Raw genomic sequence first — 21,408 nt, forward strand, 5'->3', positions numbered from 1 at the left:
GCTGGCGGGCTCGGACGATTCCCGCCATCCCGAATCACAACTCTTCGATCGACACGTTGTGGTTGGTGTAGATGCAGATGTCGCCGGCGATCTTCAGCGCCTTCTCGACGATGGTGCGCGCGTCCAGCTCGGTGTTCTCCAGCAGGGCCATCGCGGCGGACTGGGCGAACGGGCCGCCCGAGCCGATCGCGATCAGGCCGTGCTCGGGTTCCACCACGTCGCCGTTGCCGGAGATCAGCAGCGAGGTTTCCCGGTCGGCCACCGCCAGCATCGCCTCGAGCCGGCCGAAGCGGCGGTCGGTGCGCCATTCCTTGGCCATCTCCACCGCCGCGCGGGTAAGGTTGTTGTTGTGCTTCTCCAGCTTCTGCTCGAACAGCTCGAACAGGGTGAAGGCATCGGCAGTGGCGCCGGCGAAGCCGGCCACCACCTCGCCGGTCTTGCCCAGCCGGCGCACCTTGCGCGCGTTGCCCTTCATCACCGTGTTGCCCAGCGTGACCTGGCCATCGCTGCCGATCACGACCTTGCCGTCGCGGCGCACGCAGACGATGGTGGTGGCGTGGAAGGATTCCATACGAAGCTCCAAAGGTTGAGCGAACGAGATGGGGATGGGTTGGCGGGCTTCAATGCGCTCCTACGGCTTTCGCCTGGCGCGGGGATGCGCGGCGTCGTAGACCTTCGCCAGGTGCTGGAAATCCAGATGGGTATAGATCTGGGTGGTGGCGATGTCGGCGTGGCCGAGCAGCTCCTGCACCGCGCGCAGGTCGCCCGAGGACTCGAGCATGTGGCTGGCGAAAGTGTGCCTGAGCAGATGCGGATGGATGCGCTTGGCGCTGCCGTGCGCCAGCGCCAGTGTCTTCAGCCGCGCCTGTACCGTGCGCGGGCTGATCGGGGCGCCACCGCGCCCCCGGAACACCGGGCTGGCCGGCGCCATGCCGCCGGCGCGAGCCAGCGCCCGCAGCGCCTCGACCGCGTGCCGGCCCACCGGCACGATCCGCGTCTTGTTGCCCTTGCCCAGCACACGCACCTCGCCTCCGTCGAGGTCCAGGTCCTGCCAGCGCAGCCCGGTCAGTTCGGACAGGCGCAGTCCGGAGGAATAGAAAAGCTCCAGCATCGCCCGGTCGCGCACGGCCAATGCGCCGTCGCTGCCGGTTTCGATCAGGCTGGCCGCTTCGTCCACGTCCAGTACCTGCGGCAGCTTCCGGTGCACCCGCGGACCGCGCACGCCGAGCGCCGGATCATGCGCCAGCTGCCCTTCGCGGCTGAGGTGGCGAAACAGGCTGCGGCAGGAGGAGAGCAGTCGCTGCAGGCTCTTCGGCGAGAGTCCCGCGCGGTGTTCGGCGGCGATGAAGCGGCGCAGGTGATGCGTGTCCAGTGAAGCGAAGCCTTGCAGCGCGTTCGAGTGCATGTAGCGCAGCAGCTTGGCCAGATCGCGCCGGTAGCCGGCCAGCGTGTGCGGCGAGGCCTGGCGGTCGGTGCCCAGGCGGGACAGCCAGGCATCGAGCTGGGCTTGCGCGGCCTCGCTCACGACGGCCGCGCCCTCAGCCGAGGTCGCGCGCGCGCTGCAGCGCCGCGGTGATGGTCGAGGCGATCATCTTCAGAAACAGCGTGCCCATGCCCGGCTGGAAGTGATCGCCGTCGCTGGAGCCGATCGCCAGCAGCCCCAGTTCGCCCAGCGGCATCACCGCAGCGGAGCGCACTTCACCGGCGCGCTGTCCGAACAGCCGCTGCAGCCGCTCGGACGAGAGGCGGCCGGAAATCGGCTCGTGATGGGCCAGGAACTCGGCGAACTCCGGCACGCCGGCCCGGCCGTCCGGGATCTGCAGCAGCCAGTCGGCCGGCGGCAGCGTGGCCGGCCCGAACAGCACCAGCCGCACCTGCTCGGTGTGAAAGTCGGCGCTCAGCTTGGCGATCACGCTGCGCGCGGTGACCTCGGGGGTGTTGGCGCGCAGCATGGCCACGGTGAGGTCGTGCACGCGCTTCATCAGCCGCTCGTTCTCGGCGGCGATGGCGATCAGTTCAGCCAGCCGACGTTCCAGCTCGACGTTCTTCTCGCGCAGGCTCTGTACCTGATAAACCGCCAGCGACGCCGCCGCGCCCTGTTCGCGCGGCAGGGTCAGCTTGGCCGCCAACTCCGGATAGTCGCTCAGGAACTGCGGATGCTCACGCAGGTAGGCAGCGACCTGGCCGGCATCCAGCGAGTCGGTGACGGTATCGGTCATGGGCGGACATCCTCGAACGGCAGAAGGGCGCGTCGTTGGGCGCGCGGACCGGCCGAGTGTGCGATGCGCGCCGCATTACATCAATGGCGGAACCGCGCCCGCGGCTCAGCCGAGCCATTCGCCTTCGAACGCGAACGCAGCCGGACCGCTCATCCGCAGCGCCCGCCCGGGCCCTGGCCAGCAAATCTCGAGGCTGCCGCCCGGCAAGTCCACGCGCACGCGTTCATCCACCGTGCCGCGGCGGCGCAGTACCGCCATCGCGGCACACGCGCCCGTGCCGCAGGCGAGGGTCCAGCCGGCACCGCGCTCGTGCACGCGCAGGCGCAGGTGGTCGCGGGCGATCACCTGCGCGAACCCCGCGTTCACCTGCTGCGCAAAGCGCGGGTGGCCGGTGAGGGCCGGACCCAGCGTCTCCAGTGCCGTTGCCTGCAGATCGTCCACCACGACCACCGCGTGCGGGTTGCCCATCGAGACCGCGCCGATGCGAAGCGTTCGTCCGTCCACCTCGATCTCATAGCTGTCGTTCTCGCCATCGGCCGCAAACGCCAGCGTGGCCGGTTCGAAACGCGGCTCGCCCATGTCCACGGTGACCCAGTCGGGGCGGTCGACCTGCACCGCAACTGGTCCGGAAGGGCTCTCCAGCCACACCGGTTGGTCCAGCGGCAGTGCGCCGGCGCGATGCAGCCAAGCCGCCACGCAGCGCGCCCCGTTGCCGCACTGCCCGGACATCGAGCCGTCGCTGTTCCAGATGCCGTAGTAGTAAGCGCAGGAGGCGTCGCGCGCCGGCTCCAGCGTCAACAGCTGGTCGAAGCCTATGCCGGTGCGCCGATGCGCCATCGTGCGCACCAGCTCGGCCGTCAGAGGCAACGCGGTGTGGCGAGCATCGAGGACGACGAAGTCGTTGCCGATGCCGTGCATCTTGGTGAAGCGCAGCGCCACCGTAGGCTGGCTCAGGGTTGGCTGGGCGGCGGTGTCACGGTGGAAGCCGCCGCCGGGGCCGTGGCCGGAGGCGTCGCGGCGGGCGTGGCCTTGCTGGGCAACACCAGCGGACCCTTGTTGCCGCAGCCAGCCAGGCTGACAACGGTCAGTACGAGCAGCGCGGCAACAGGCGCACGACGCATGGCAACTTCCTCAGGCAGGGCGCGCCAGTATAGCCCGCGGCCGAGTGGCTATTCCTGCTCACGCTGCGCGGTGTTGTCGGTAGATCGCTGGGTATCGCCTACCCGCACGGTGCCGTTGTACAGGGCATCGCGAGTCAGAAAGTAGACTTTCGGATTCCACTGCCAGTCGGCATAGAGATCACCCCCTCCACAGCCGACTCCACGCATATTGGCGCGCCCTGCGATCATGCACTGGGCGTTGCCATGGCCCTCTTTGCTGAGCTGCTTGTCCAGGATCGAGACATCCATGGCGTTAGCTCCCGAATCGAAGCCCGTGCGGGAGCCGGTAAGCTGGGTACTGTAGAAACGCAGCTCATGACTCATCCTGCGTTTAGCCACCACATCACCGTAGGTCAGCGCGAGATCGTTCCGGCGCTGCATCGCGCGGACGCGCTGGTTTGTGTCGAGCTCTTTCCCTATCTGGTCGCGGGTCGCGGCGAATCGCGAATATCCCCGCTCAGCCGACAACGCGACCCACGCCCATGCCTGCACCGGGTCGCGAGGGACGCCTTGGCCGTTCAAGTAAAGCAGGCCGATGCTCAGTTGCGAGGGCTTGTCTGCGTAGCGCGCACCGATCAGAAACAGCCGCATGGCAGCATCGTAGTCGCCACGGGCGTACGCGATCATGCCCCTGTACTGGCCGAACTGGTCGGGATGGCCCCACGTGCTTGCTACCCGCATGCCTTCGAGCAGGGTTCGGGCGTTACCGTCGTCCGGCGAGGAATCTGACGCCGGAGTTGCCTTGCAGGTCAGCAAAGCGCTTGTCAGGCAGGCGAAGAGCACAAGCGTACGCATGGGACACCTCCCTTGGTCACGTGACGTGAAAGCAACGCTACGCTGATGCAAATGCGCGCCCAAGTGCCGCCAATACAACCCGCCCCCAAACATCCAAGGGCGTCCCGCCGGGTCATCCAGCCGCACGCGCTGCTTGCCGCAACTGACCGCCGGGATGCCACCTATCGCGATCGTGACGCGCGGCACTCACGGGGCACCCGCTCAGGTCTCCTGTATGGCGAGCCGTTTGGCCTAGTGTCCGGTTCCGGCTCCCGTCTGCACACGTTCTGACTACTACGCTCGACGGCACACAAACCGTCGCGGCCTGTCCGTATGTAGCGGCCGGACATTGCGCCACGGGATCGGGCCGTATCTGGCTGGTGTCTTGTTCGACGCCCGGCATGTGAGTGATCGGTCGTGCCGCGATGCCACAGCTGCTGGATTACCCGTGTCCTGGCGACCATCTCGGCGGAGCTTAGGTCGGGCTCTTCAGGAGTCTTTCCGCCACCGGCCCGGCGTCCAACCCGCGCCCGGATCGCACGCCCGGCCATCAGGCCCGCCGACGGCGTGCTCAGACACTATTCGCCACCGGGTGCGGGTGAGGCGCTCTTGTCTTTCCCTGTGGTGAGCGCTCCGACGGTCACGCTGCCCTTGAACTGGGCGTCGCGGGCTTTGAAATAGATCTTCGGGTCCCAGCTCTCGTCGGCATAGAGATCTCTGCTGCCGCAGCCTGCGGCGCGCAGGCCGGCCTTTGCTGCGCGCATGCATGCGGCACTGCCGGTGCCCGACGGGCCGCTGGCGATCTGGTCCACGCCGGAGTCGAATCCGGTGTGCGAACCCGTCAGCTGGCTACGGTAGTAACGCAGTTCCCGAACCATTCGTGGCTTGGCCACGTCGTCGGCATAGGTAAGCGCCAGGGCGTCGCGTGCGGCGCTGGCCTCGGTGCGCTGGTCGCCAGACAGATCCTTCCAGATCCGGTCGCGGGTCGCCTCGAATGCGGGATAGCCACGCTCGGCGGACAACGCCGTCCAGGCCCAGGCCTGCACCGGATCTCGTGCCACGCCCTGCCCGTTGAGATACATCAGGCCGATGCTCAGCTGGGACACCTTGTCCGCGTAGCGCGCCCCGATCAGGAACAGTCGCATCGCCGCCTCGTAGTGGTGATCGCTGAAGGCGACCATCCCCTTGTACTGACCGAACTGATCCGGATGCCCCCACGTGCTGGCATCGCGCATGCCGTCGATCAGCGTGCGCACGTTCTGGTCCTCCGGCGTAACCGCCGGCGCTGTCGCCGCCTGCGCGAATGAAGACCGAAAGGCGCCGCCGAAGGCGAGCGCGAAGAGGGTGAGAGCGAGTGGACGAAGCATGGCGAACCTCCTTGGTCGCAGTGTGCTTGGGCTACCCTAGCCGCTGGCGCGGCTGCCGGGCATCTGCCGCAGGTCATACGCCGCTGATTGCGTTGTAAGGGAGTGCCTACGTGGATTGGGAGCATTTGCTGGCGTTGCCCGCGACGCTGATTCTGGTGGTTGCCGCACTGCTGGGGCTGGTGGCGCTGGTCAGCGCGGCGGGTGTGCGCCGGCATTGGCGCGAGCGCCGTCGGGTCCGCGGCACGATGCGGCTGCTCTTGAGCCTGGTGTGGCTGATGCTGGCCCTGCTCGCGGCCGGGCTCGGCCTGAGCTTGCGCGGGTACCGCCAGCTCACTGAGGAGGCGCCGGTGGTAGCGGTGGACGCGCACATCCAGTCGCCGCAGCGCTGGACCCTGGTGCTCACCTGGCCCGATGGCAGCACGCGCGAGGTGACGCTGGCCGGCGATGCGTTCCGGGTCGAGGCGATCGTGCTGAAGTGGAAGCTGCCGGCGCTGCTGGCAGGTGCGCCGCCGCTGTATCGGCTGGACCGTCTGGACGGCCGATACGAGGATGCTGCGCAGGAGCGCGAGGCGCCTCGTACCGTGATCGATTTCGACCAGGCCGGCCGCTTCGACCTGCTTACCCTGAGCAAGCGCTACCCGCAATGGCTGCCCGAGCTCGACACGGTCTACGGCTCCGGCGCGTTCCTGCCGCTGGTGGACGAGGGGCACTACGAGGTAAGCCTGATGCGCACCGGGGCGTTGGTGGCGCGCCCCGATGCCGCTACCGCACAGCGCCTGGACGAGTCGCTGCGCTGAGGTTCCGCGGCGGCCGCGTCAGGCCAGCTTCTTGGCGTAGCGCCAGGCGGCGCTGCCGTCCTCGTAGAAGCGGTTGATGCGGGCGAACCGGCGATAGCCCAGCCGCTCGTACAGGCGCATCGCGTTGACGTTGTCCAGCCGCACCTCCAGCCGCAGCTCGCGGCAGCCGCGTCGCCGCGCGCTGCGCTCCACGGCCGCCAGCAGTGCCGAGCCCACGCCGTTGCCGCGCGCCTCCGGCCGGCTGGCCAGCGAATACAGCCGCGCCACCGTGCTGCCGCGGCGGTAGAACACCACCGCGGTGCCGAGAAAACGCCGATGGTTGGTGGAGGCCACCAGCACGCTGGCGCTGTCGCTGTCGAGATGGCGGCGGTACTGCGCGCGGCTCATGCGGTCGCTGTCGAAGGTGGCCTCTTCCAGTGCCACCAGGTCATCCAGATCCGAAAGCTGGGCGCGCCGCACGCGCACCGGCGCCGTGGCGGGCATGGGCGCCACGGGCGACGGAGCGGGCGGCAGGGCGGGGCGCGGGTTCAGGTCGTTCGACTCCAGCAGCAGGCAGGGCCGTGGCATCACGCGGATCCGGATGCACGCGGTGCGGCGAGCGCGGCACTGTAGTGCAGCCGGCCAGCGGGTGCATCCAGGCGCGAACCGTAATGCGAGGTTTAATCCGCCTTCAGTGCCGTCGCTTGTGCCGCCCGTCGGCTATGCGACACTGCGCGCCTTGCGCCGCGCCGCACTCTGGACGTCCTGCGACGACGCACTCCCCCTGCGCTCGTTGAGGTGTCATGACCCGCCTGGTCATCGTTGTCGAAAAAGCTTCGGACTGGAGCTCCTACTACCCATCCGTCGACGTGATGAGCGCGATGGATTACCTGCGCGAACCGATCAGCGGGGACGACGAACGCACGCACGTCATCAACCTCTGCCGCAGCTACAAATATCTCGGCACGGGCTACTACGTGTCGCTGCTGGCGGAGGCGCGCGGCCACCGCGTGATGCCCTCGGTGCGCACCGTCAACGACCTGCGCCGGCGCTCGCTGTACGGCTTGAACATCGACGACCTCAACCAGAAGCTCACCCACTTCCTGCCCGCCGGTGGTCGCGACACCACCGACTTCGGCATCCTGGTGTACTTCGGCGAGACCGCTTACCCGGCGCTGCAGGATCTGGCCCGCCAGGTGTTCGAGATGTTCCCCTGCCCGCTGCTGCGAATCGAGTTCGAGCGCGAGCGGGTGTGGCAGGTCAGCTCGATCAAGCCGGTCGGCCTGCACACGCTGGACGACGCACAGGAAGACGCCTTTGCCACCGAGCTGGACCGCTTCTCCAAGAAGCTCTGGCGCAAGCCGCGTGCGCGCAAGCGGTTCCGGTATGACATCGCGATGCTGGTCGATCCCAACGAGCAGATGCCGCCGTCGAACAAGAAGGCGCTGAAGTCGTTCGTCGAGGCCGGCAAGGCGCTCGGGATCGAGGTCGACCCGATCGGCAAGAACGATTACCAGCGGCTGGCCGAGTACGACGGCCTGTTCATCCGCGAGACGACCGCCAGCGACAACCACACCTACCGCTTCGCGCATCGCGCCGAACGCGAGGGCATGGTGGTGATGGACGACCCCACCTCGATCCTGCGCTGCACCAACAAGATCTTCCTCAACGACCTGATGGTCTCGCGCAAGCTCGCCGTGCCGCGCACCGAGATCCTCTACCGCGAAAACCCCAAGGGCCTGAAGGACGTCGGCGAAAAGCTAGGCTTTCCGATCGTGCTGAAGATCCCGGACGGTTCCTTCTCGCGCGGCGTGGTGAAGGTGGAGGACGCCGCGGCGCTGGAGAAGGCGGCCGGCGAGCTGTTCCAGCACAGTGCGCTGCTGCTGGCGCAGGAGTTTCTCTACACCGAGTTCGACTGGCGTATCGGCGTGCTCAACCGCGAGCCGCTGTACGCGTGCAAGTACTACATGTCGCGCGGCCACTGGCAGATCTACAACCACGGTGCCAAGGGCACCGCGAAGTCCGGCGGCTTCGAGACCATTGCGGTGCGCGACGCGCCCAGCGAGGTGGTGAAGCTGGCGCTGAAGGCCACCAACGCCATTGGCGACGGGCTGTACGGCGTCGACCTCAAGCAGGTCAACGGCAAGCCGGTGATGATCGAGGTGAACGACAACCCCTCGATCGACGCCGGCGTGGAAGACGTGTACCTCGGCGAGGATCTCTACCTGCGCGTGATGCAGGAATTCCTGCGCCGGATGGAGCACAAGCGGCTCGGCATCGGCCGCTGAGACCCGCCGCGGTTCGGCGGCGGCGGATCTCAGCCGCGCATGTGTCAGCCGCGCGTGCGGCGCGCGCGCAGGCCCAGGCCCGCCAGAGCGCACGCCGGCGCCAGCAGCAGCCAGAATGCGGGCGACCAACCGGCCTCGGCGGTATGTGCCGGCAGCGGCGTGAGGCCCAGCGCGAACGCGCCCACCGCCAGCCAGACGGCGCTGATGGCGGCAACCCAGTGGGAGAAGTCAGGCGCGGCAGAAACGGGCGAAGACAGGCGGGACATGGAACGCTCCGGGTGCAGTAGGACGATGCATGGAGCCTCCCCTGCCCGCGTCTCAGCGACTGCGATGGGCGCTGCCCGCTGCATCATTCCGGCGTCGACGCGCGTATCAACCACTCCCACGCCGCTCGACGAGGACCCGCCATGACCCGCCGCCATTCCGCCCTGCTTGCGCTGCTCGGCGCCGCCGTCTTGGGCGGCTGCGCCAGCCACCCGCCGCTGCGTCACGCCGACCATGTCGACCTGGGCCGCTACATGGGCACCTGGCACGTGATCAGCCACGTGCCGTACTTCGCCGAGAAGGGCGACGTCGCCAGCGCCGACATCTATGCACTCAAGCCCGACGGCACCATTGCCGTGACCTACCGCTACCGCAAGCGCATCGACGGGCCGGACAAGACCTGGAACGGCAAGGCCTGGTTGCCTGATCCGGCCGACCCGGCGCACTGGAAGGTGCAACTGGTGTGGCCGCTGCGCTCGGACTACGTCATCGTCGACCTGGCCGCGGACTATCGCTCGGTGCTGGTCGGCCTGCCGTCGCGCAAGCTGATGTGGATCATGGCGCGCGATCGCCAGCTGCCGGAGGCGGAATACCAGCGCCTGCTCGGCGTGGCGAAGGCCGAGGGCTTCCCGGTGGACGAGGTGCGCAAGGTGCCGCAGCGCGCCGAGGACATCGGCCAGCCCGGCTTCGAGCCGTAGCGGCCGCACCGCCAGCTGCCGGGCCGGGCGAGCGCACAGCGGGCGCTAGAATGTGCGCTTACCCGCCGCTGGAAACTGCTTCATGACCGACGCCCGCTATGCCGTCTTTGGCCATCCGATCAGCCACTCGCTATCGCCGCGCATCCACGCGGCGTTCGCGCAGCAATTCGGGCAGGTGGTCGATTACCGCGCCATCGACGCCGCCCCGGCGGCCTTCGACGCCGCGGTGCGTGCTTTCTTCGCCGACAGCGGCCACGGCGCCAACGTCACCCTGCCGCACAAGGCGGCCGCGCTGGCGCTGGCGGACGAAGCCAGCGAGGCGGCGCGCCGGGCCCGCAGCGCCAACGTGCTCACCCGTCTCGACGATGGCCGGCTGGCCGCACACAACACCGACGGCGACGGCCTGGTCCGCGACCTCACCGCGCGGCACGAGGTGGACTTGCGCGGCCATGACGCGCTGCTGCTCGGTGCCGGCGGTGCCGCCCGCGGCGTGGCCTGGGTCCTGCTGGATGCGGGCGTGCGCAGCCTGACCATCGTCAACCGCACGCCCGCCGCGGCCGACGCGCTCGCCGATGCCATCGGCGAACCCGGCCGCGTACGCACGCGCTACTGGGACGACCTGGCCACCATCGGCAGTTTCGACCTGATCCTCAACGCCACCTCCGCCGGCGTGCTGGGCCAGGCGCTGGCGCTGCCGACGGCGCTGGTCGGCAGCCGTGCGCTCTGCTACGACCTGAGCTACGGCGAGGCGGCGTTCGGTTTCCTCGCCTGGGCCCGCAGCAGCGGCGCGCTGTTTGCGTTCGACGGCCTCGGCATGCTGGTGGAAACCGCGGCCGATGCCTTCGCCCTGTGGCACGGGCAGCGGCCCGACACCGACGCGGTCTACGCCGCCTTGCGCGGATAGGGCACCACCGTGCTCGCCTGCCGCAGCGGATGCGGCGCCTGCTGCATCGCGCCGTCCATCAGCAGCCCGATCCCCGGCATGCCGCACGGCAAGCCGGCGGGCGTGCGTCGCGTGCAGCTGGACGACGCCAGCCGCTGCCGCCTGTTCAGCCGGCCCGAGCGGCCGGCGGTGTGCGCGCGGCTGCGCCCGCAGCCGGTGATGTGCGGCGTCGACCGGGCGCAGGCGATGCGCTGGCTCGAGGCGCTGGAACGCGCCACCGCATGAGCGCACGCCACAGCACCGCAACATCGCTGGCCTAGTCTGGCCGGCCGCCGGCGCCGTGCCCGGCTCACGATGGTGTTGTCCATGCGCATGTCCCGATCGTCGACCCGCCCTGCCCAGCACGGCAGCGGCCGGTTCGCCGCGCTGATCCTGCTCGGTCTGCTCGCACTCGCCGCCGTCGTGGCGGCGATGCTGTGGCAGCGCGGCGAGGCGGATCGCGCCGTGCCTGCCCGCACGATCACCGCATCGCCGCCGCCTGCCATCGACAGCTCGAACCGTGCGCCGCCCGCGACGAGGGACGACGGTTCCACGCAGGCGCTGTTGCGCGCCGCGCGCGCCGCCGTCGCCGCGCGCCAGCTGCTGGCGCCGGCCGGTGCCAGTGCGTTCGAGCACTACCTGGACGTACTGCACGACCAGCCGGACGAGCCGGTGGCGACCGAGGCGCTGCGCGAACTGTTTCCGTTCGCCGCCGAACAGGCTGCCGGAGTGATCCGTGATGGCGACATCGACGAAGCGCAGCGCGAGATCGACCTGCTGGCGCGGGCCGATCCGGCCAACTACACGCTGACCCTGCTGCGCAACCAGCTGGCCGAGCGGCAGCGTACGGCCTCGCTGGCGGCTGCGCCGGCGGCCGTGTCCCGTGACGCTGCCGACCCGCGGCCCACGGCGGCGGAGTCGCCACCGGTCGCTGCGGCGAAACGCGTCGCGCCACCGACGCCGGTACCGGTTGTCGGCGCGCGCCCATCCCGCGGCGTGGTGGCCGCTACGACACCGACGGCCCCCACGCCAGCGGTGCTGCTGCGCCGGGTGGAGCCGTACTACCCGCAGGCGGCGCGCCGCTCGCGGCGCGAGGGCTGGGTGGAGCTGCAGTTCGTGGTCACGGCCGACGGGCACGTAAGCAACGTGCGCGTGCTGGACGCCGCGCCGAGCCGGGTGTTCGACCTCGCTGCCAGCAACGCGGTGCAGCGATGGGTGTTCGCCCCGGCCACCCGCGCCGGCCGCGCCGTGGAAACCACGCTGCGGCAGCGTCTCGACTTCCGCCTGTAACGCGGCTGCCGCGGCGTCACCGCACTGCAACGCGTGGCCGGCACCATGCGCGGCCGCCCGCGTCGTCTCCGGAACCCTGTCATGCCGCTCCGCTCCACGCTCCCCGTCCGTTCCTCCGGCGTGTCCCGCCTTGCTGTCGCGGCCGTGCTCGGCTGCGTGCTATGGCTTGCCGGTTGCGGTCGGCCCGGCGAGGGCGCGGCCGCCGCCGGCCCGGCAAGCAGTTCGGTCGACAGCGATCGTGACGGCATTGCGATCCTGCTCGGGCTGGCCGACAGCGCGTTGCAGGAAAAGCGCCTGCTGGCGCCCGAGGGCGCCAACGCCTACGAGTTCTACCTGAGCGTGCTGCAACTGGACCCGGCCAATGCGGAGGCGCACCAGCACCTGGACGACACCTTCACCGAGGCGATGGGCCAGGTGGAGCAGGCGATCAACACCCGCGCGCTCGACGAGGCGGCCCGTGAACTGCGCCTGCTGCGCGAGGTCGACGGCAACAACTACACGCTGTCGCTGCTGGCCGGCAAGCTCGACGCACAACGCATGATCGTGGTGCGTGAGGACGAAGCCCGGGCCGCCCGCATGCGCGAGGCGCAGGTCACCGCTGCGCGCCCGTGAGCAGGCTCAGCGCAGCTGCGGCGCGAGCCGTCGACGCAGCAGCTGCACCAGCTCCGGCTGCATGTAGTCGTAGCGGTCGGGGATGTCCAGGCAGATCAACTGCCGGCCCTTCAGCAGCGCGCCAAAGCGCGCGCGCAGCCGTCGCCGATGCACCGGCTCCATCACCACCACCAGCTCGGCCCAGGCGACCTGCCCGCCGCTGAGCGGCGTCTCCGCGTCATCGGCCAGGCCGGCGGAGTCGGTCTCCCAGCCGGGGTGGTCGGCGAACACCGCCGCCGCGGCCGGGCTGCGCAGGCGACGGCGACTGCACAGGAACAGCATGCGGCGCGGCCGGCTCATGCGTCGTCCAGATAGTTGTCCTTGAGCCGCACGTAGTGATCGGCCGAGTAGTGCATCTGCTCGATCTGCCGGTCGCTCAACAGCCGCGCGCAGCGGGCCGGGTTGCCCAGCCACAGCTCGCGCTCGCCCACCACCTTGCCGGGCGGCACCAGGCTGCCGGCGCCGACGAAGCCGTAGCGCTTCACCACCGCGCCGTCGAGCACCGTCGCATGCATGCCGATCAGGCAATAGTCGCCGAGGGTGCAGGCGTGGATCACCGCGCCGTGCCCCACCGTCACCCCTTCCCCGATCACCGTGGCAAACCCGCCGGGGGAATACGGACCGTCGTGGGTGACGTGCACGATCGCCCCGTCCTGCACGTTGCTGCGCGCGCCCACGCGGATGAAGTGCACGTCGCCGCGCAGCACGGCGCCAGGCCAGATCGACACGTCGTCGGCCAGCTCGACCCGGCCGATCACCGTGGCCGCGGGATCGACGTAGACGCGCTGGCCAAGCGCCGGGGCGTGGTCCTGGTAGGAGCGGATGTTCATGCGCCCATTCTAGGCGGGCGCGACGACGCGCGAGCGGCCACCGTGGCGCGGGCATCGGCCGGGTCGGTCATGCCGGCGCGTCGGCCTGTTCGTCCTGCAGCACCTGCCGGGCGGCGAGATAACCGGCCTGCACGGCGCGCTCCCATGCTTTCCAGTCGAGCACACCGATGTGATCCAGCTCGGGCGTGATCAGGCGCTGCGCCAGCGCCCGCCGCTGCAGCGCGGCGGTCTCACCGTTGACCATGCCGGCACGAACCAGGCTCGACACCAGGCCGGGACGCTGGTGCTTGCGCACGAGCAGACGCCACCACGGCGGCGTGGCCGACTCGTCGACATCGGTGCGCAGACTGATCTCGGCGCGCACGTCCAGCGCGGTGATGTGGCGGATGCCGTCGGCCGCCATCACGTCGGTGGGCAGGTTGTTTGCCAGCGCACCGTCCACGTGCACCCGTCCACGTTCCAGCACCGGCGGCAGCACGCCGGGAATCGCGCTCGATGCGCGCAGCCAAAGCCACAGCGGGCCGTGCCGGTGCACCCGCTGGCTTTCGCCGGAGAGGCTGGTGGAGACACAGAAGAACGGCAGCGGCAGGTCGTCGATCTGCAGTGCGCCAAAGCTCTCGCGCAGCGCACGCGAGGCCCGTGCGCCGCGGGTCAGCGCGACGATCGGCACGGTCCAGTCCGACAGCGGGCGTCCGCGCACGAACGAATCGACACAGCGCGCCTGCCACTGCGCCAGCGGCCAGCCCGCCGCCAGCCCCGCGCCGACAATGGCGCCGATGCTGGTGCCGCCGACTGCATCGAACGCATGCCCGGCCTCGCCCAGTGCGCGCAGCGCGCCGAGATGGGCCAGCCCGCGTGCGCCGCCACCGGCCAGCACCACGCCGCGGCCGTGGCCGCTGATAAGCCGCGCCACGCGTGCCGTGTCGGCCTGCCGGCACAGGTGGTGGTGCATCAGCGGGCCGCTGAACATCGCCCGCCACCGCCCCGCCGCACCCAGCGTCACGCCGTGGCCCGGATGCAGCAGCAACAGGTGCCGCGGGCGGTGCCGGGCCAGCGCCGGATCGCCCAGCTGCGGCCACGGCCGCGCCTCATGCGCGGCCAGCGCCACCGGCAGCAGCACGTCGGCCTGGCGCAGGCAGCGCTGGCGCCAGGGCGCATCCGCGGCCTCGTCCAGGTAGATCACGAAGCGCACCTGCGCCTCGCGCTCGGCGAACCAGTCGGCGCTGCGGCCCGCACCCGCCTGCGCGTCCAGCAGCAGGCAGCTGCCGAGTGGCTCCAGCGCCTGGCACAGCTGCATCGCCAGCACCCGGGCCGGCACGCTGGCGTCCACCGGCAGCAGTGCAAAGGTGCGCGGGGCGTCCGCATTGGCGTGGTCGCGCGCCCGCGGCTGCAGTCGCGCCACGGTGCTGCGCGCCAGCTGCAGCAGCGCCGCCGGGTATCGCTGCAACAGGGCCTCGAACGCGGCCCGATCCAGTCGCAGCAGCTCGCTGTCGCGCAGCGCCCGCACTGTGCGATGGCGCGCACCGCCGCCGAGCAGGCTGGTTTCGCCCACGCACATGCCGGCGCCGAGGGTATGGGTCAGCGCGGCCGCCCCGTCGAATACCCCCAGCCCCCCATGCACCAGCAGGTACAGCGCGTCGGCGGGCTCGCCGGCCTTGAACAGCGGGCGTCCGCCCGGCAGGCCGAACGGCACCAGCCGGGCCGACAGCTCGCGCCGCCCGGCCGCGCCCAACGCGGCGAACGGGGGATGCTGGCAAAGCAGCTGGTCGAGCTCGGCGGACCGCATCCGCCGATGCTAGGCAGCGCATGTGACAGGACGACGCCGGGCGCCGCCGCTTGATTTCACCGGACCCGATCGCCACGCTGGATGTTCACCAGGAGCCTGCATGCGTCACGACACCCCCGCACATGACAACCCGCTGCTGAGCGACGCCACGCTGCCGGCGTTCTCGCGCATTCGGCCCGAGCACGTGGAGCCGGCGATCGACCAACTGCTGGCGGACTACCGCCAGGCCATCGACGCGCTGACCGCAGGCGATGCGCCGCGCGATTTCGATCGCCTGATGCTGGGCCAGGAGCGCCTCGAGCAGCGCCTGGCACGGGCGTGGGCGCCGGTGGGCCACCTGCATTCGGTGGCCGACAGCGAAGCGCTGCGCAAGGTCTACGGCCCGGCCGAGGAAAAACTCACCGAGCACGCGATCGAGCTGGGCCAGAACCGCGCCCTGTACGCCGCGGTGCAGGCGCTGGCCGACGCGCCGGGGTTTGCCGACCTGCCGCGTCCGCAGCGGGCGCTGGTGGAACACGCGCTGCGCGATTTCCGCCTCTCCGGCGTGGCACTGGAGGAGCCGGCCCGCACGCGCTACCGCGAGATCGGGGTGGCGCTGTCCAAGCTGTCCACCGAGTTCTCCAACGCGGTACTCGATGCCACCGATGCGTGGCACGAGCACGTCACCGACGAGCGCGACCTCGCCGGCATTCCCGAATCCGGCCGCGCGGTATTGCGCCAGTACGCCAGGGAACAGGATCTGGAAGGCTTCCTGGTCACGCTCAAGCAGCCCAGCGTGCAGGCGGTGCTGACCTACGCCGACAACCGCGGCCTGCGCGAGCGCGTGTACTGGGCCTATCAGACCCGCGCCTCCGACCAAGGCCCGGATGCCGGCAAGTACGACAACTCCGAGCGCATCGAGCAGATCATGGCGCTGCGCCACGAGGCGGCGCAGCTGCTCGGTTTTGCCAACGCGGCGGACGAATCGCTGGCGACCAAGATGGCTGCGTCCACCGACGAGGTGCTCACCTTCCTGCGCGACCTGGCCGCCCGCGCCAGGCCGGTGGCGAAGCAGGAGCTGGATACGCTGCGCCGCTTCGCCACCGATCAGCTGAAGCTGGACAACCTCGAGCCGTGGGACGTCGGCTACGCCTCCGAAAAGCTGCGCCAGCAGCAGTACGCGCTGGACGAGGAGCAGCTCAAGCCGTACTTCCCGCTGCCGGCGGTGCTCGATGGCCTGTGGGCGATCACCCGCAAGCTCTACGGCATCGAGCTGGCCGTGCGCGACGACGTCGACGTGTGGCACCCGGACGTGCGCTACTACGACGTGCGCGATGCCGACGGCCGCGTGTTCGCCGGCGCCTACATCGACCTGTACGCGCGCACCGGCAAGCGCGGCGGCGCGTGGATGGACGTGTGCCGCGCCCGCTTCGACGACGGCGCCAGCGCGCAGCTGCCGGTGGCCTTCCTCACCTGCAACTTCGCTCCGCCCACCGAAGGGCGGCCGGCGCTGCTCACGCACGACGACGTGCTCACGATGTTCCACGAGTTCGGCCACGGCCTGCATCACCTGCTGACCGAGGTGAACCTGCCCTCGATCGGCGGCATCGACGGCGTGGAATGGGACGCGGTGGAGCTGCCCAGCCAGTTCATGGAGAACTTCGGTTGGAACCGCGAGGCGCTCGACCTGTTCGCCCGCCACTGGCAGACCGGCGAGCGACTGCCGGAAGAACTGTTTCAGCGCATGCTCGCCGCGCGGCATTTCCACGCGGGTCTGTTCCTGGTGCGCCAGCTCGAGTTCGCGCTGTTCGACTTCCTGCTCCATCGCGACTACGAGCCGGCGCGGGGCGCCCGCCCGATGGCGGTGCTCGAACAGGTGCGCAAGGAAGTGGCCGTGCTGCACCCGCCGGCCTGGCAGCGTTTTCCGCACGCCTTCAGCCACATCTTTGCCGGCGGCTACGCGGCCGGCTACTACAGCTACCTGTGGGCGGAACTGCTCAGCGCCGACGCCTTCGGCGCGTTCGAGGAAGCCTCCACCCGCAGCGGCAGCGTGATCGATGCGGCCACCGGTGCGCGCTTCCGCCAGGAAGTGCTGGCCGTAGGCGCCAGTCGACCTGCACTGGAAAGCTTCGTCGCCTTCCGCGGCCGCAAGCCCGAGCCGGAGGCGCTGCTGCGCAGCCACGGTCTGGTCGACTGAGTCGCCGCGCGCAGGCGTCGCGCCGGACATCGCGCGCGGGCACGGCCTGGCCGCGGCGGGCCAGGCCGTCCCGGCGCCGCGCCGATGGTGCGCCACGGGTCGTCCGGTGCTGCCAGCTGCCCCGTATGCCATCCCTTACAATGCGCCGATGAAGATCGCCAGCTGGAACGTCAACTCGCTCAACGTGCGCCTGCCGCATCTCACCCAGTGGCTGGCCGATGCGCAGCCGGACGTGGTGGCGCTGCAGGAAACCAAGCTGGAGGACGCCAAGTTCCCGGTCGACGCGCTCGCTGCCGCCGGCTATCGCGCGGTGTTCGCCGGCCAGAAGACCTACAACGGCGTGGCACTGCTTGCGCGTGCCGGCAGCCAGCCGGATTTCGCCGACGTGGTCACCGACATACCCGGGCTGGACGATCCGCAGCGGCGCATCCTCGCTGCCACCATCGGAGAGCTGCGCGTGGTCGACTTGTACGTGGTCAACGGCAAGGCGGTGGGGGATCCGAAGTACGCCTACAAGCTGGACTGGATGGCGCGCGTGCGCGAGTTCCTCGCCGGCGAGCTGGCGCGCCACCCCAACCTGGTGGTGCTGGGCGATTTCAACATCTGCCCGGACGATCGCGACGTCTACGATCCGGTTGCCTGGGGCGAGGACATCCTGTGCTCGCCGCCCGAGCGCGCCGCGCTGAAGGCGATCACCGAACTGGGCCTGCACGACAGCTTCCGGCTGTTCGAAACCGACGCCGGCCACTTCAGCTGGTGGGACTACCGACAGGCCGCCTTCCGGCGCAACATGGGGCTGCGCATCGACCTGATCCTGATCGGCGAGGCCCTCAAATCAGCCGCCCGCGGGGCCGCCATCGACCGCGCGCCGCGCACGTGGGAGCGTCCCTCCGATCACACGCCGGTGACGCTGGACCTGGATATCTGAGCACACATGACGACGACACCGAATGATTGGCCCAGCTCGCTGGACGACAGCGAGCTGGACGAACTGGACACCTACCTGCGCGCCCACGCCGGCGACGATCACCTGCTGCTCGACGGCGTGCACGGCCTGCTCTCGGCGCTGGCGGTAGGGCCGCTGCAGGTGATGCCGGACGAGTGGCTGCCCGAAGTACTGCACCATCCGTTCGCCGACGAAACCGAAGGCAACCGCGTGCTCGCGCTGCTGGCCAAGCTCAACGACTCGATCGAGGCGGAGCTGGACGTGGACGCATACGAGCCGATTCTCGGCGAGATCGACACCGAGACCGGCCCCGCGCTCAGTGCCGCCGGCTGGTGCGAAGGTTTCAGCCGCGGCATCGACCTGCGTGCGGGGCTGTGGGAAAAGCGCCTGGCCGAGGATGCCGAGTTGATGGAGCTGCTCGGTCCGGTGATGGCGCTGGCGGTGGACGAGGGGGTGCTCAACTCCGATGCCGATTTCGAAAAGCTCAGCGACGACGAGTACGACGAGTGCCTGAGCCAGCTGCCGGCGGTGCTCGGCGCAGTCAACCAGTACTGGCAGGAGCACCCGGCCACCGAGGAAGAGCTGGACGCCCAGGTGCAGGCCGCGGCCGAGACCGGCGAAGAAGCTGCTTCGCCGCCGCGGCACCGCAGCGGCCACTGGGTGCACTGAGCTCGTCACGAGAGTTGGCCCCGGTGCATGCGCCGGCCCCCCGCCCGCAGTCGCGGAACACTGGCGCGACGGCCCGGCCGAACCAGGGCATTCCCGATCGCCCGATCTCTCCCTCCCCCCCGCACGTGTCCCGCCTCCGCACGACATTGCCCGCGAGCGTGGGAGTCCGGGGTCCGAGGAGGGAGAGCACGATGGATTCCCGCGTGCGCGGGAATGACGGCCATGGGGGGCGTGGATGCCCCCGCCCCGCGTCGCCAGCGCTGCCTTTCCACGCAGTCACCGGGCGTCTCCCGCCTCCGTGCGTCATTCCCGCGTTCGCGCGAATCCATGGTTCGAGGAGAAGGGCACGATGAATTCGCCGTCCGCGGGCACGACGGCCATGGGGGCCGCGGATGCCCCGGCTCCGCGCGTTTGCCCCCGCTGCCTGTTCATGCGGTCGCCCGGGCGTCTCCCGCCTCCGTGCGCCATTCCCGCGTTCGCGGGAATCCATGGTTCGAGGAGAAGGGCACGATGAATTTTCCTTCCGCGGGCATGACGGCCATGGGCGCCGCGGATGCGCCGGCTCCGCGCGTTTGCCCGCGCTGCCGGTCCATGCGGTCGCCGGACGTCTCTCGGTTCCTTACGCTGTTCCCGCGTCCGAGGGAATGACGTCCATGGCGAGGACGCCCCGTCCCCGCGTATCTGCCCGCGCGGCCTGTTCACGCGGTCGCCGGACAGCTCCCGATTCCTCACATCATTCCCACGTCTTATACCCGCGTCCGCGGAATGACGGGCATGGGGGCGTGGATGCCCCGGCCCCGCGTATCTGCCTTCGCTGCTTGCCCATGTGGTCGCCGGACAGTTCCCGATTCCTCACGTCATTCCCGCGAACGCGGGAATCCACGTTTGTCGCGGCCGCGCGCGGTGCCTCACCGCGTTCGCGCGAATGAAGGCCGTGGCTTTTGCGGCGCGTCGGCTCCGCGCGTGCTGTCCCGCCTGCCATACCGACAAGCAAGCGCCGACAAGCAAGCGCGCCCGGCGCCGGTCGTCGCCATGGCGAAACGATCCGTTCCCGTGCCGTCGCTTGGCTAACGCGGGTTGCGCGATCATCTTGTGCGCCTCACCCCACGGAGCACACCGATGACCGAGCGCCGCATCTTCCGCCGCATCCGCGGCACGGACACCGCCGACGGCGCGGGCGTGAAGCTCAAGCGCATCATTGGCCAGAGCGCGCTGGACATGCTCGACCCGTTCCTGCTGCTGGACGAGTTCCGCTCCGACCAGGCGGGTGACTACATCGCCGGCTTCCCCGAGCATCCGCACCGCGGCTTTGAGACGGTGACCTACATGCTCGCCGGCCACATGCAGCACGGCGACAACCACGGCAATCGTGGTGATCTGGGCCCCGGCAGCGTGCAGTGGATGACTGCCGGGCGCGGCATCGTGCATTCGGAAATGCCGCAGCAGGAGAACGGCCTGATGTGGGGTTTCCAGCTGTGGGTGAACCTGCCGGCGAAAGACAAGATGACCGCGCCGCGCTACCAGGACATCGCGCCGGAAGAGATTCCGCTGGTGCATCCGGTGGACGGCGTGGACGTGCGCGTCATCGCCGGCGATTTCGGCGGCGCCAGCGGCCCGGTCAGCGGCGTCGCCACCGCGCCCATCTACCTCGATCTCGCCGTACAACCGGGCGCCACGATCACCGTGCCGCTGCCGGAAGGCCACAACGCGTTCGCCTACGTGTTCGAGGGCGAGGCGGCGCAGGTCGCCGGCGAGTCGCTCTCGCGCAGCGAACTGGCGGTGCTCGGCAAGGGCACGTCGGTAAGCATCGCCGGCGGCGCCACGGCGGCGCGCGTGTTGCTGGTCGCCGGGCAGCCGCTGAAGGAGCCGGTCGCCCGCTACGGCCCGTTCGTGATGAACACCACCGAGCAGATCCACCAGGCCATCGCGGACTTCCGCGCCGGCACCTTCTAGGCCCTGCGCCCTATCCTGCTGCCGCCAGCCACGAAAGGACGCGCGCCAGCGCGTCCGGCACCGGCGCAGCTCCGTCGACAAGGCACGCGTGCTCGTCCTGCGCCGGCGGCTCCAGCGTCGCCAGCTGGCTGTCCAGCAGCGTCACCGGCATGAAATGGCGACGCGCCCGCATGCGCCGCGCCAGCTCGGCGCGCGGCACCGCGAGGTACACGAACCGCACGCCGGGGCCGGCCGCCCGCAGCCGCTCGCGATAACTCCGGCGCAGGGCCGAGCAGGCGACCACGCCGGACGCGCCCTGCTCGATCCGGTCAGCCATCCAGAGCGCCACGGCGTCGAGCCAGCCGCCGCGGTCGCTGTCGTCCAGCGCGATACCGGCGGCCATCTTGCCGCGGTTGGCAGGCGGATGCAGGTCGTCCGCATCGAGAAACGATGCCCCCATGGCGTCGGCCAGCGCGGCGCCGAAGGTGCTCTTGCCGCTGCCGGACACGCCCATCACCACGACCATCCGCGGGCCTGCTGCGGCGTGTGTTCGATCGGCCGTCATGCGACACCGGCGACCGCAGCGCGCGGGCGCTCCAGACGGTGCGGCACCGCGCGCCGTGCCGCCCGTGGTGATGTCGGGAGTGGCCGCACATCCGG

General features: G+C 70.1%; 24 protein-coding genes. 11 read left to right on the forward strand and 13 right to left on the reverse strand.

What is annotated here, in order from left to right; translation table 11 throughout:
- Positions 1-34: 34 nt before the first annotated feature.
- From hslV to VFG40_RS17290, 7 genes are all read right to left on the reverse strand, one after another.
- On the reverse strand, positions 35-571 hold the full coding sequence (gene hslV, locus VFG40_RS17260) for an ATP-dependent protease subunit HslV (protein ID WP_324899834.1): 537 nt from the start codon (positions 569-571) through the stop codon (positions 35-37).
- A gap of 60 nt (positions 572-631) precedes the next feature.
- Positions 632-1,525 (reverse strand): tyrosine recombinase XerC, encoded by an 894-nt coding sequence (gene xerC, locus VFG40_RS17265; protein WP_324899836.1) that lies wholly within the window; start codon positions 1,523-1,525, stop codon positions 632-634.
- Between the two features lie 13 nt (positions 1,526-1,538).
- A complete protein-coding gene (locus tag VFG40_RS17270; RefSeq protein WP_324899838.1) occupies positions 1,539-2,219 on the reverse strand; it encodes a DUF484 family protein in 681 nt (226 codons plus the stop codon).
- A gap of 105 nt (positions 2,220-2,324) precedes the next feature.
- Positions 2,325-3,158: a diaminopimelate epimerase gene (gene dapF, locus VFG40_RS17275; protein ID WP_324899841.1), complete on the reverse strand. Its 834-nt coding sequence runs from the start codon at positions 3,156-3,158 to the stop codon at positions 2,325-2,327.
- A gap of 11 nt (positions 3,159-3,169) precedes the next feature.
- Positions 3,170-3,340 (reverse strand): LPS translocon maturation chaperone LptM, encoded by a 171-nt coding sequence (gene lptM / locus VFG40_RS17280; protein ID WP_324899843.1) that lies wholly within the window; start codon positions 3,338-3,340, stop codon positions 3,170-3,172.
- A 48-nt stretch (positions 3,341-3,388) separates the two neighbouring features.
- Entirely contained in the window at positions 3,389-4,174 is a 786-nt protein-coding gene (locus VFG40_RS17285; protein WP_324899845.1) for an SEL1-like repeat protein, read from the reverse strand.
- A gap of 557 nt (positions 4,175-4,731) precedes the next feature.
- Positions 4,732-5,520, reverse strand: a complete 789-nt coding sequence (locus tag VFG40_RS17290; protein ID WP_324899847.1) for an SEL1-like repeat protein — start codon at positions 5,518-5,520, stop codon at positions 4,732-4,734.
- Between the two features lie 110 nt (positions 5,521-5,630).
- On the opposite strand from VFG40_RS17290, the gene VFG40_RS17295 reads away from it, so the two are divergent.
- Positions 5,631-6,317 carry a hypothetical protein gene (locus VFG40_RS17295; protein ID WP_324899849.1) on the forward strand — a complete coding sequence of 229 codons (687 nt, stop codon included), beginning with the start codon at positions 5,631-5,633 and terminating at the stop codon, positions 6,315-6,317.
- 18 nt (positions 6,318-6,335) lie between these two features.
- Here the strand turns inward: VFG40_RS17295 and VFG40_RS17300 are convergent, their stop codons facing one another.
- Entirely contained in the window at positions 6,336-6,800 is a 465-nt protein-coding gene (locus tag VFG40_RS17300; RefSeq protein ID WP_324899970.1) for a GNAT family N-acetyltransferase, read from the reverse strand.
- 299 nt (positions 6,801-7,099) lie between these two features.
- Here VFG40_RS17300 and VFG40_RS17305 point away from each other — a divergent pair, with 299 nt between their 5' ends.
- Positions 7,100-8,584, forward strand: a complete 1,485-nt coding sequence (locus VFG40_RS17305; RefSeq protein WP_324899851.1) for a RimK family ATP-grasp domain-containing protein — start codon at positions 7,100-7,102, stop codon at positions 8,582-8,584.
- A 44-nt stretch (positions 8,585-8,628) separates the two neighbouring features.
- Here the strand turns inward: VFG40_RS17305 and VFG40_RS17310 are convergent, their stop codons facing one another.
- Complete coding sequence (locus VFG40_RS17310; protein WP_324899854.1) at positions 8,629-8,850, reverse strand: hypothetical protein; 222 nt, start codon at positions 8,848-8,850, stop codon at positions 8,629-8,631.
- A gap of 141 nt (positions 8,851-8,991) precedes the next feature.
- On the opposite strand from VFG40_RS17310, the gene VFG40_RS17315 reads away from it, so the two are divergent.
- From VFG40_RS17315 to VFG40_RS17335, 5 genes are all read left to right on the forward strand, one after another.
- Positions 8,992-9,546: a lipocalin family protein gene (locus tag VFG40_RS17315; RefSeq protein WP_324899855.1), complete on the forward strand. Its 555-nt coding sequence runs from the start codon at positions 8,992-8,994 to the stop codon at positions 9,544-9,546.
- A gap of 82 nt (positions 9,547-9,628) precedes the next feature.
- Positions 9,629-10,450, forward strand: coding sequence for a shikimate dehydrogenase (gene aroE, locus VFG40_RS17320; protein ID WP_324899857.1), 822 nt, complete (start codon positions 9,629-9,631; stop codon positions 10,448-10,450).
- Between the two features lie 9 nt (positions 10,451-10,459).
- On the forward strand, positions 10,460-10,714 hold the full coding sequence (locus VFG40_RS17325) for a YkgJ family cysteine cluster protein (protein WP_324899859.1): 255 nt from the start codon (positions 10,460-10,462) through the stop codon (positions 10,712-10,714).
- 81 nt (positions 10,715-10,795) lie between these two features.
- Entirely contained in the window at positions 10,796-11,758 is a 963-nt protein-coding gene (locus VFG40_RS17330) for an energy transducer TonB (protein WP_324899861.1), read from the forward strand.
- Between the two features lie 81 nt (positions 11,759-11,839).
- The gene (locus tag VFG40_RS17335) at positions 11,840-12,370 is read left to right on the forward strand and encodes a hypothetical protein (RefSeq protein WP_324899863.1); all 531 of its coding nucleotides are present in this window, start codon (positions 11,840-11,842) and stop codon (positions 12,368-12,370) included.
- Positions 12,371-12,376: 6 nt separating this feature from the next.
- Here the strand turns inward: VFG40_RS17335 and VFG40_RS17340 are convergent, their stop codons facing one another.
- From VFG40_RS17340 to VFG40_RS17350, 3 genes are all read right to left on the reverse strand, one after another.
- Positions 12,377-12,709, reverse strand: coding sequence for a low molecular weight protein tyrosine phosphatase family protein (locus VFG40_RS17340; RefSeq protein WP_324899865.1), 333 nt, complete (start codon positions 12,707-12,709; stop codon positions 12,377-12,379).
- Positions 12,706-13,239, reverse strand: a complete 534-nt coding sequence (locus VFG40_RS17345) for a gamma carbonic anhydrase family protein (protein ID WP_324899867.1) — start codon at positions 13,237-13,239, stop codon at positions 12,706-12,708. Before VFG40_RS17345 ends, VFG40_RS17340 begins: the two co-directional genes overlap by 4 nt.
- Positions 13,240-13,306: 67 nt before the next feature.
- Positions 13,307-15,025, reverse strand: coding sequence for a patatin-like phospholipase family protein (locus VFG40_RS17350; protein WP_324899869.1), 1,719 nt, complete (start codon positions 15,023-15,025; stop codon positions 13,307-13,309).
- Between the two features lie 100 nt (positions 15,026-15,125).
- On the opposite strand from VFG40_RS17350, the gene VFG40_RS17355 reads away from it, so the two are divergent.
- The 4 genes from VFG40_RS17355 to VFG40_RS17370 all read left to right on the forward strand — a co-directional run bounded on the left by VFG40_RS17355 (position 15,126) and on the right by VFG40_RS17370 (position 20,769).
- On the forward strand, positions 15,126-17,201 hold the full coding sequence (locus tag VFG40_RS17355; RefSeq protein WP_324899872.1) for a M3 family metallopeptidase: 2,076 nt from the start codon (positions 15,126-15,128) through the stop codon (positions 17,199-17,201).
- A 148-nt stretch (positions 17,202-17,349) separates the two neighbouring features.
- Complete coding sequence (xth, locus tag VFG40_RS17360; RefSeq protein WP_324899874.1) at positions 17,350-18,129, forward strand: exodeoxyribonuclease III; 780 nt, start codon at positions 17,350-17,352, stop codon at positions 18,127-18,129.
- A 6-nt stretch (positions 18,130-18,135) separates the two neighbouring features.
- Complete coding sequence (locus VFG40_RS17365) at positions 18,136-18,816, forward strand: YecA/YgfB family protein (protein WP_324899876.1); 681 nt, start codon at positions 18,136-18,138, stop codon at positions 18,814-18,816.
- A gap of 1,119 nt (positions 18,817-19,935) precedes the next feature.
- A complete protein-coding gene (locus tag VFG40_RS17370) occupies positions 19,936-20,769 on the forward strand; it encodes a pirin family protein (RefSeq protein ID WP_324899878.1) in 834 nt (277 codons plus the stop codon).
- 10 nt (positions 20,770-20,779) lie between these two features.
- On the opposite strand, the gene VFG40_RS17375 is transcribed toward VFG40_RS17370, so the two are convergent.
- On the reverse strand, positions 20,780-21,313 hold the full coding sequence (locus VFG40_RS17375; RefSeq protein ID WP_324899880.1) for a gluconokinase: 534 nt from the start codon (positions 21,311-21,313) through the stop codon (positions 20,780-20,782).
- Positions 21,314-21,408 lie beyond the last annotated feature (95 nt).

The organism is Dyella sp. (genome assembly GCF_035685805.1).
Classification (GTDB): Bacteria; Pseudomonadota; Gammaproteobacteria; order Xanthomonadales; family Rhodanobacteraceae; genus Dyella_A.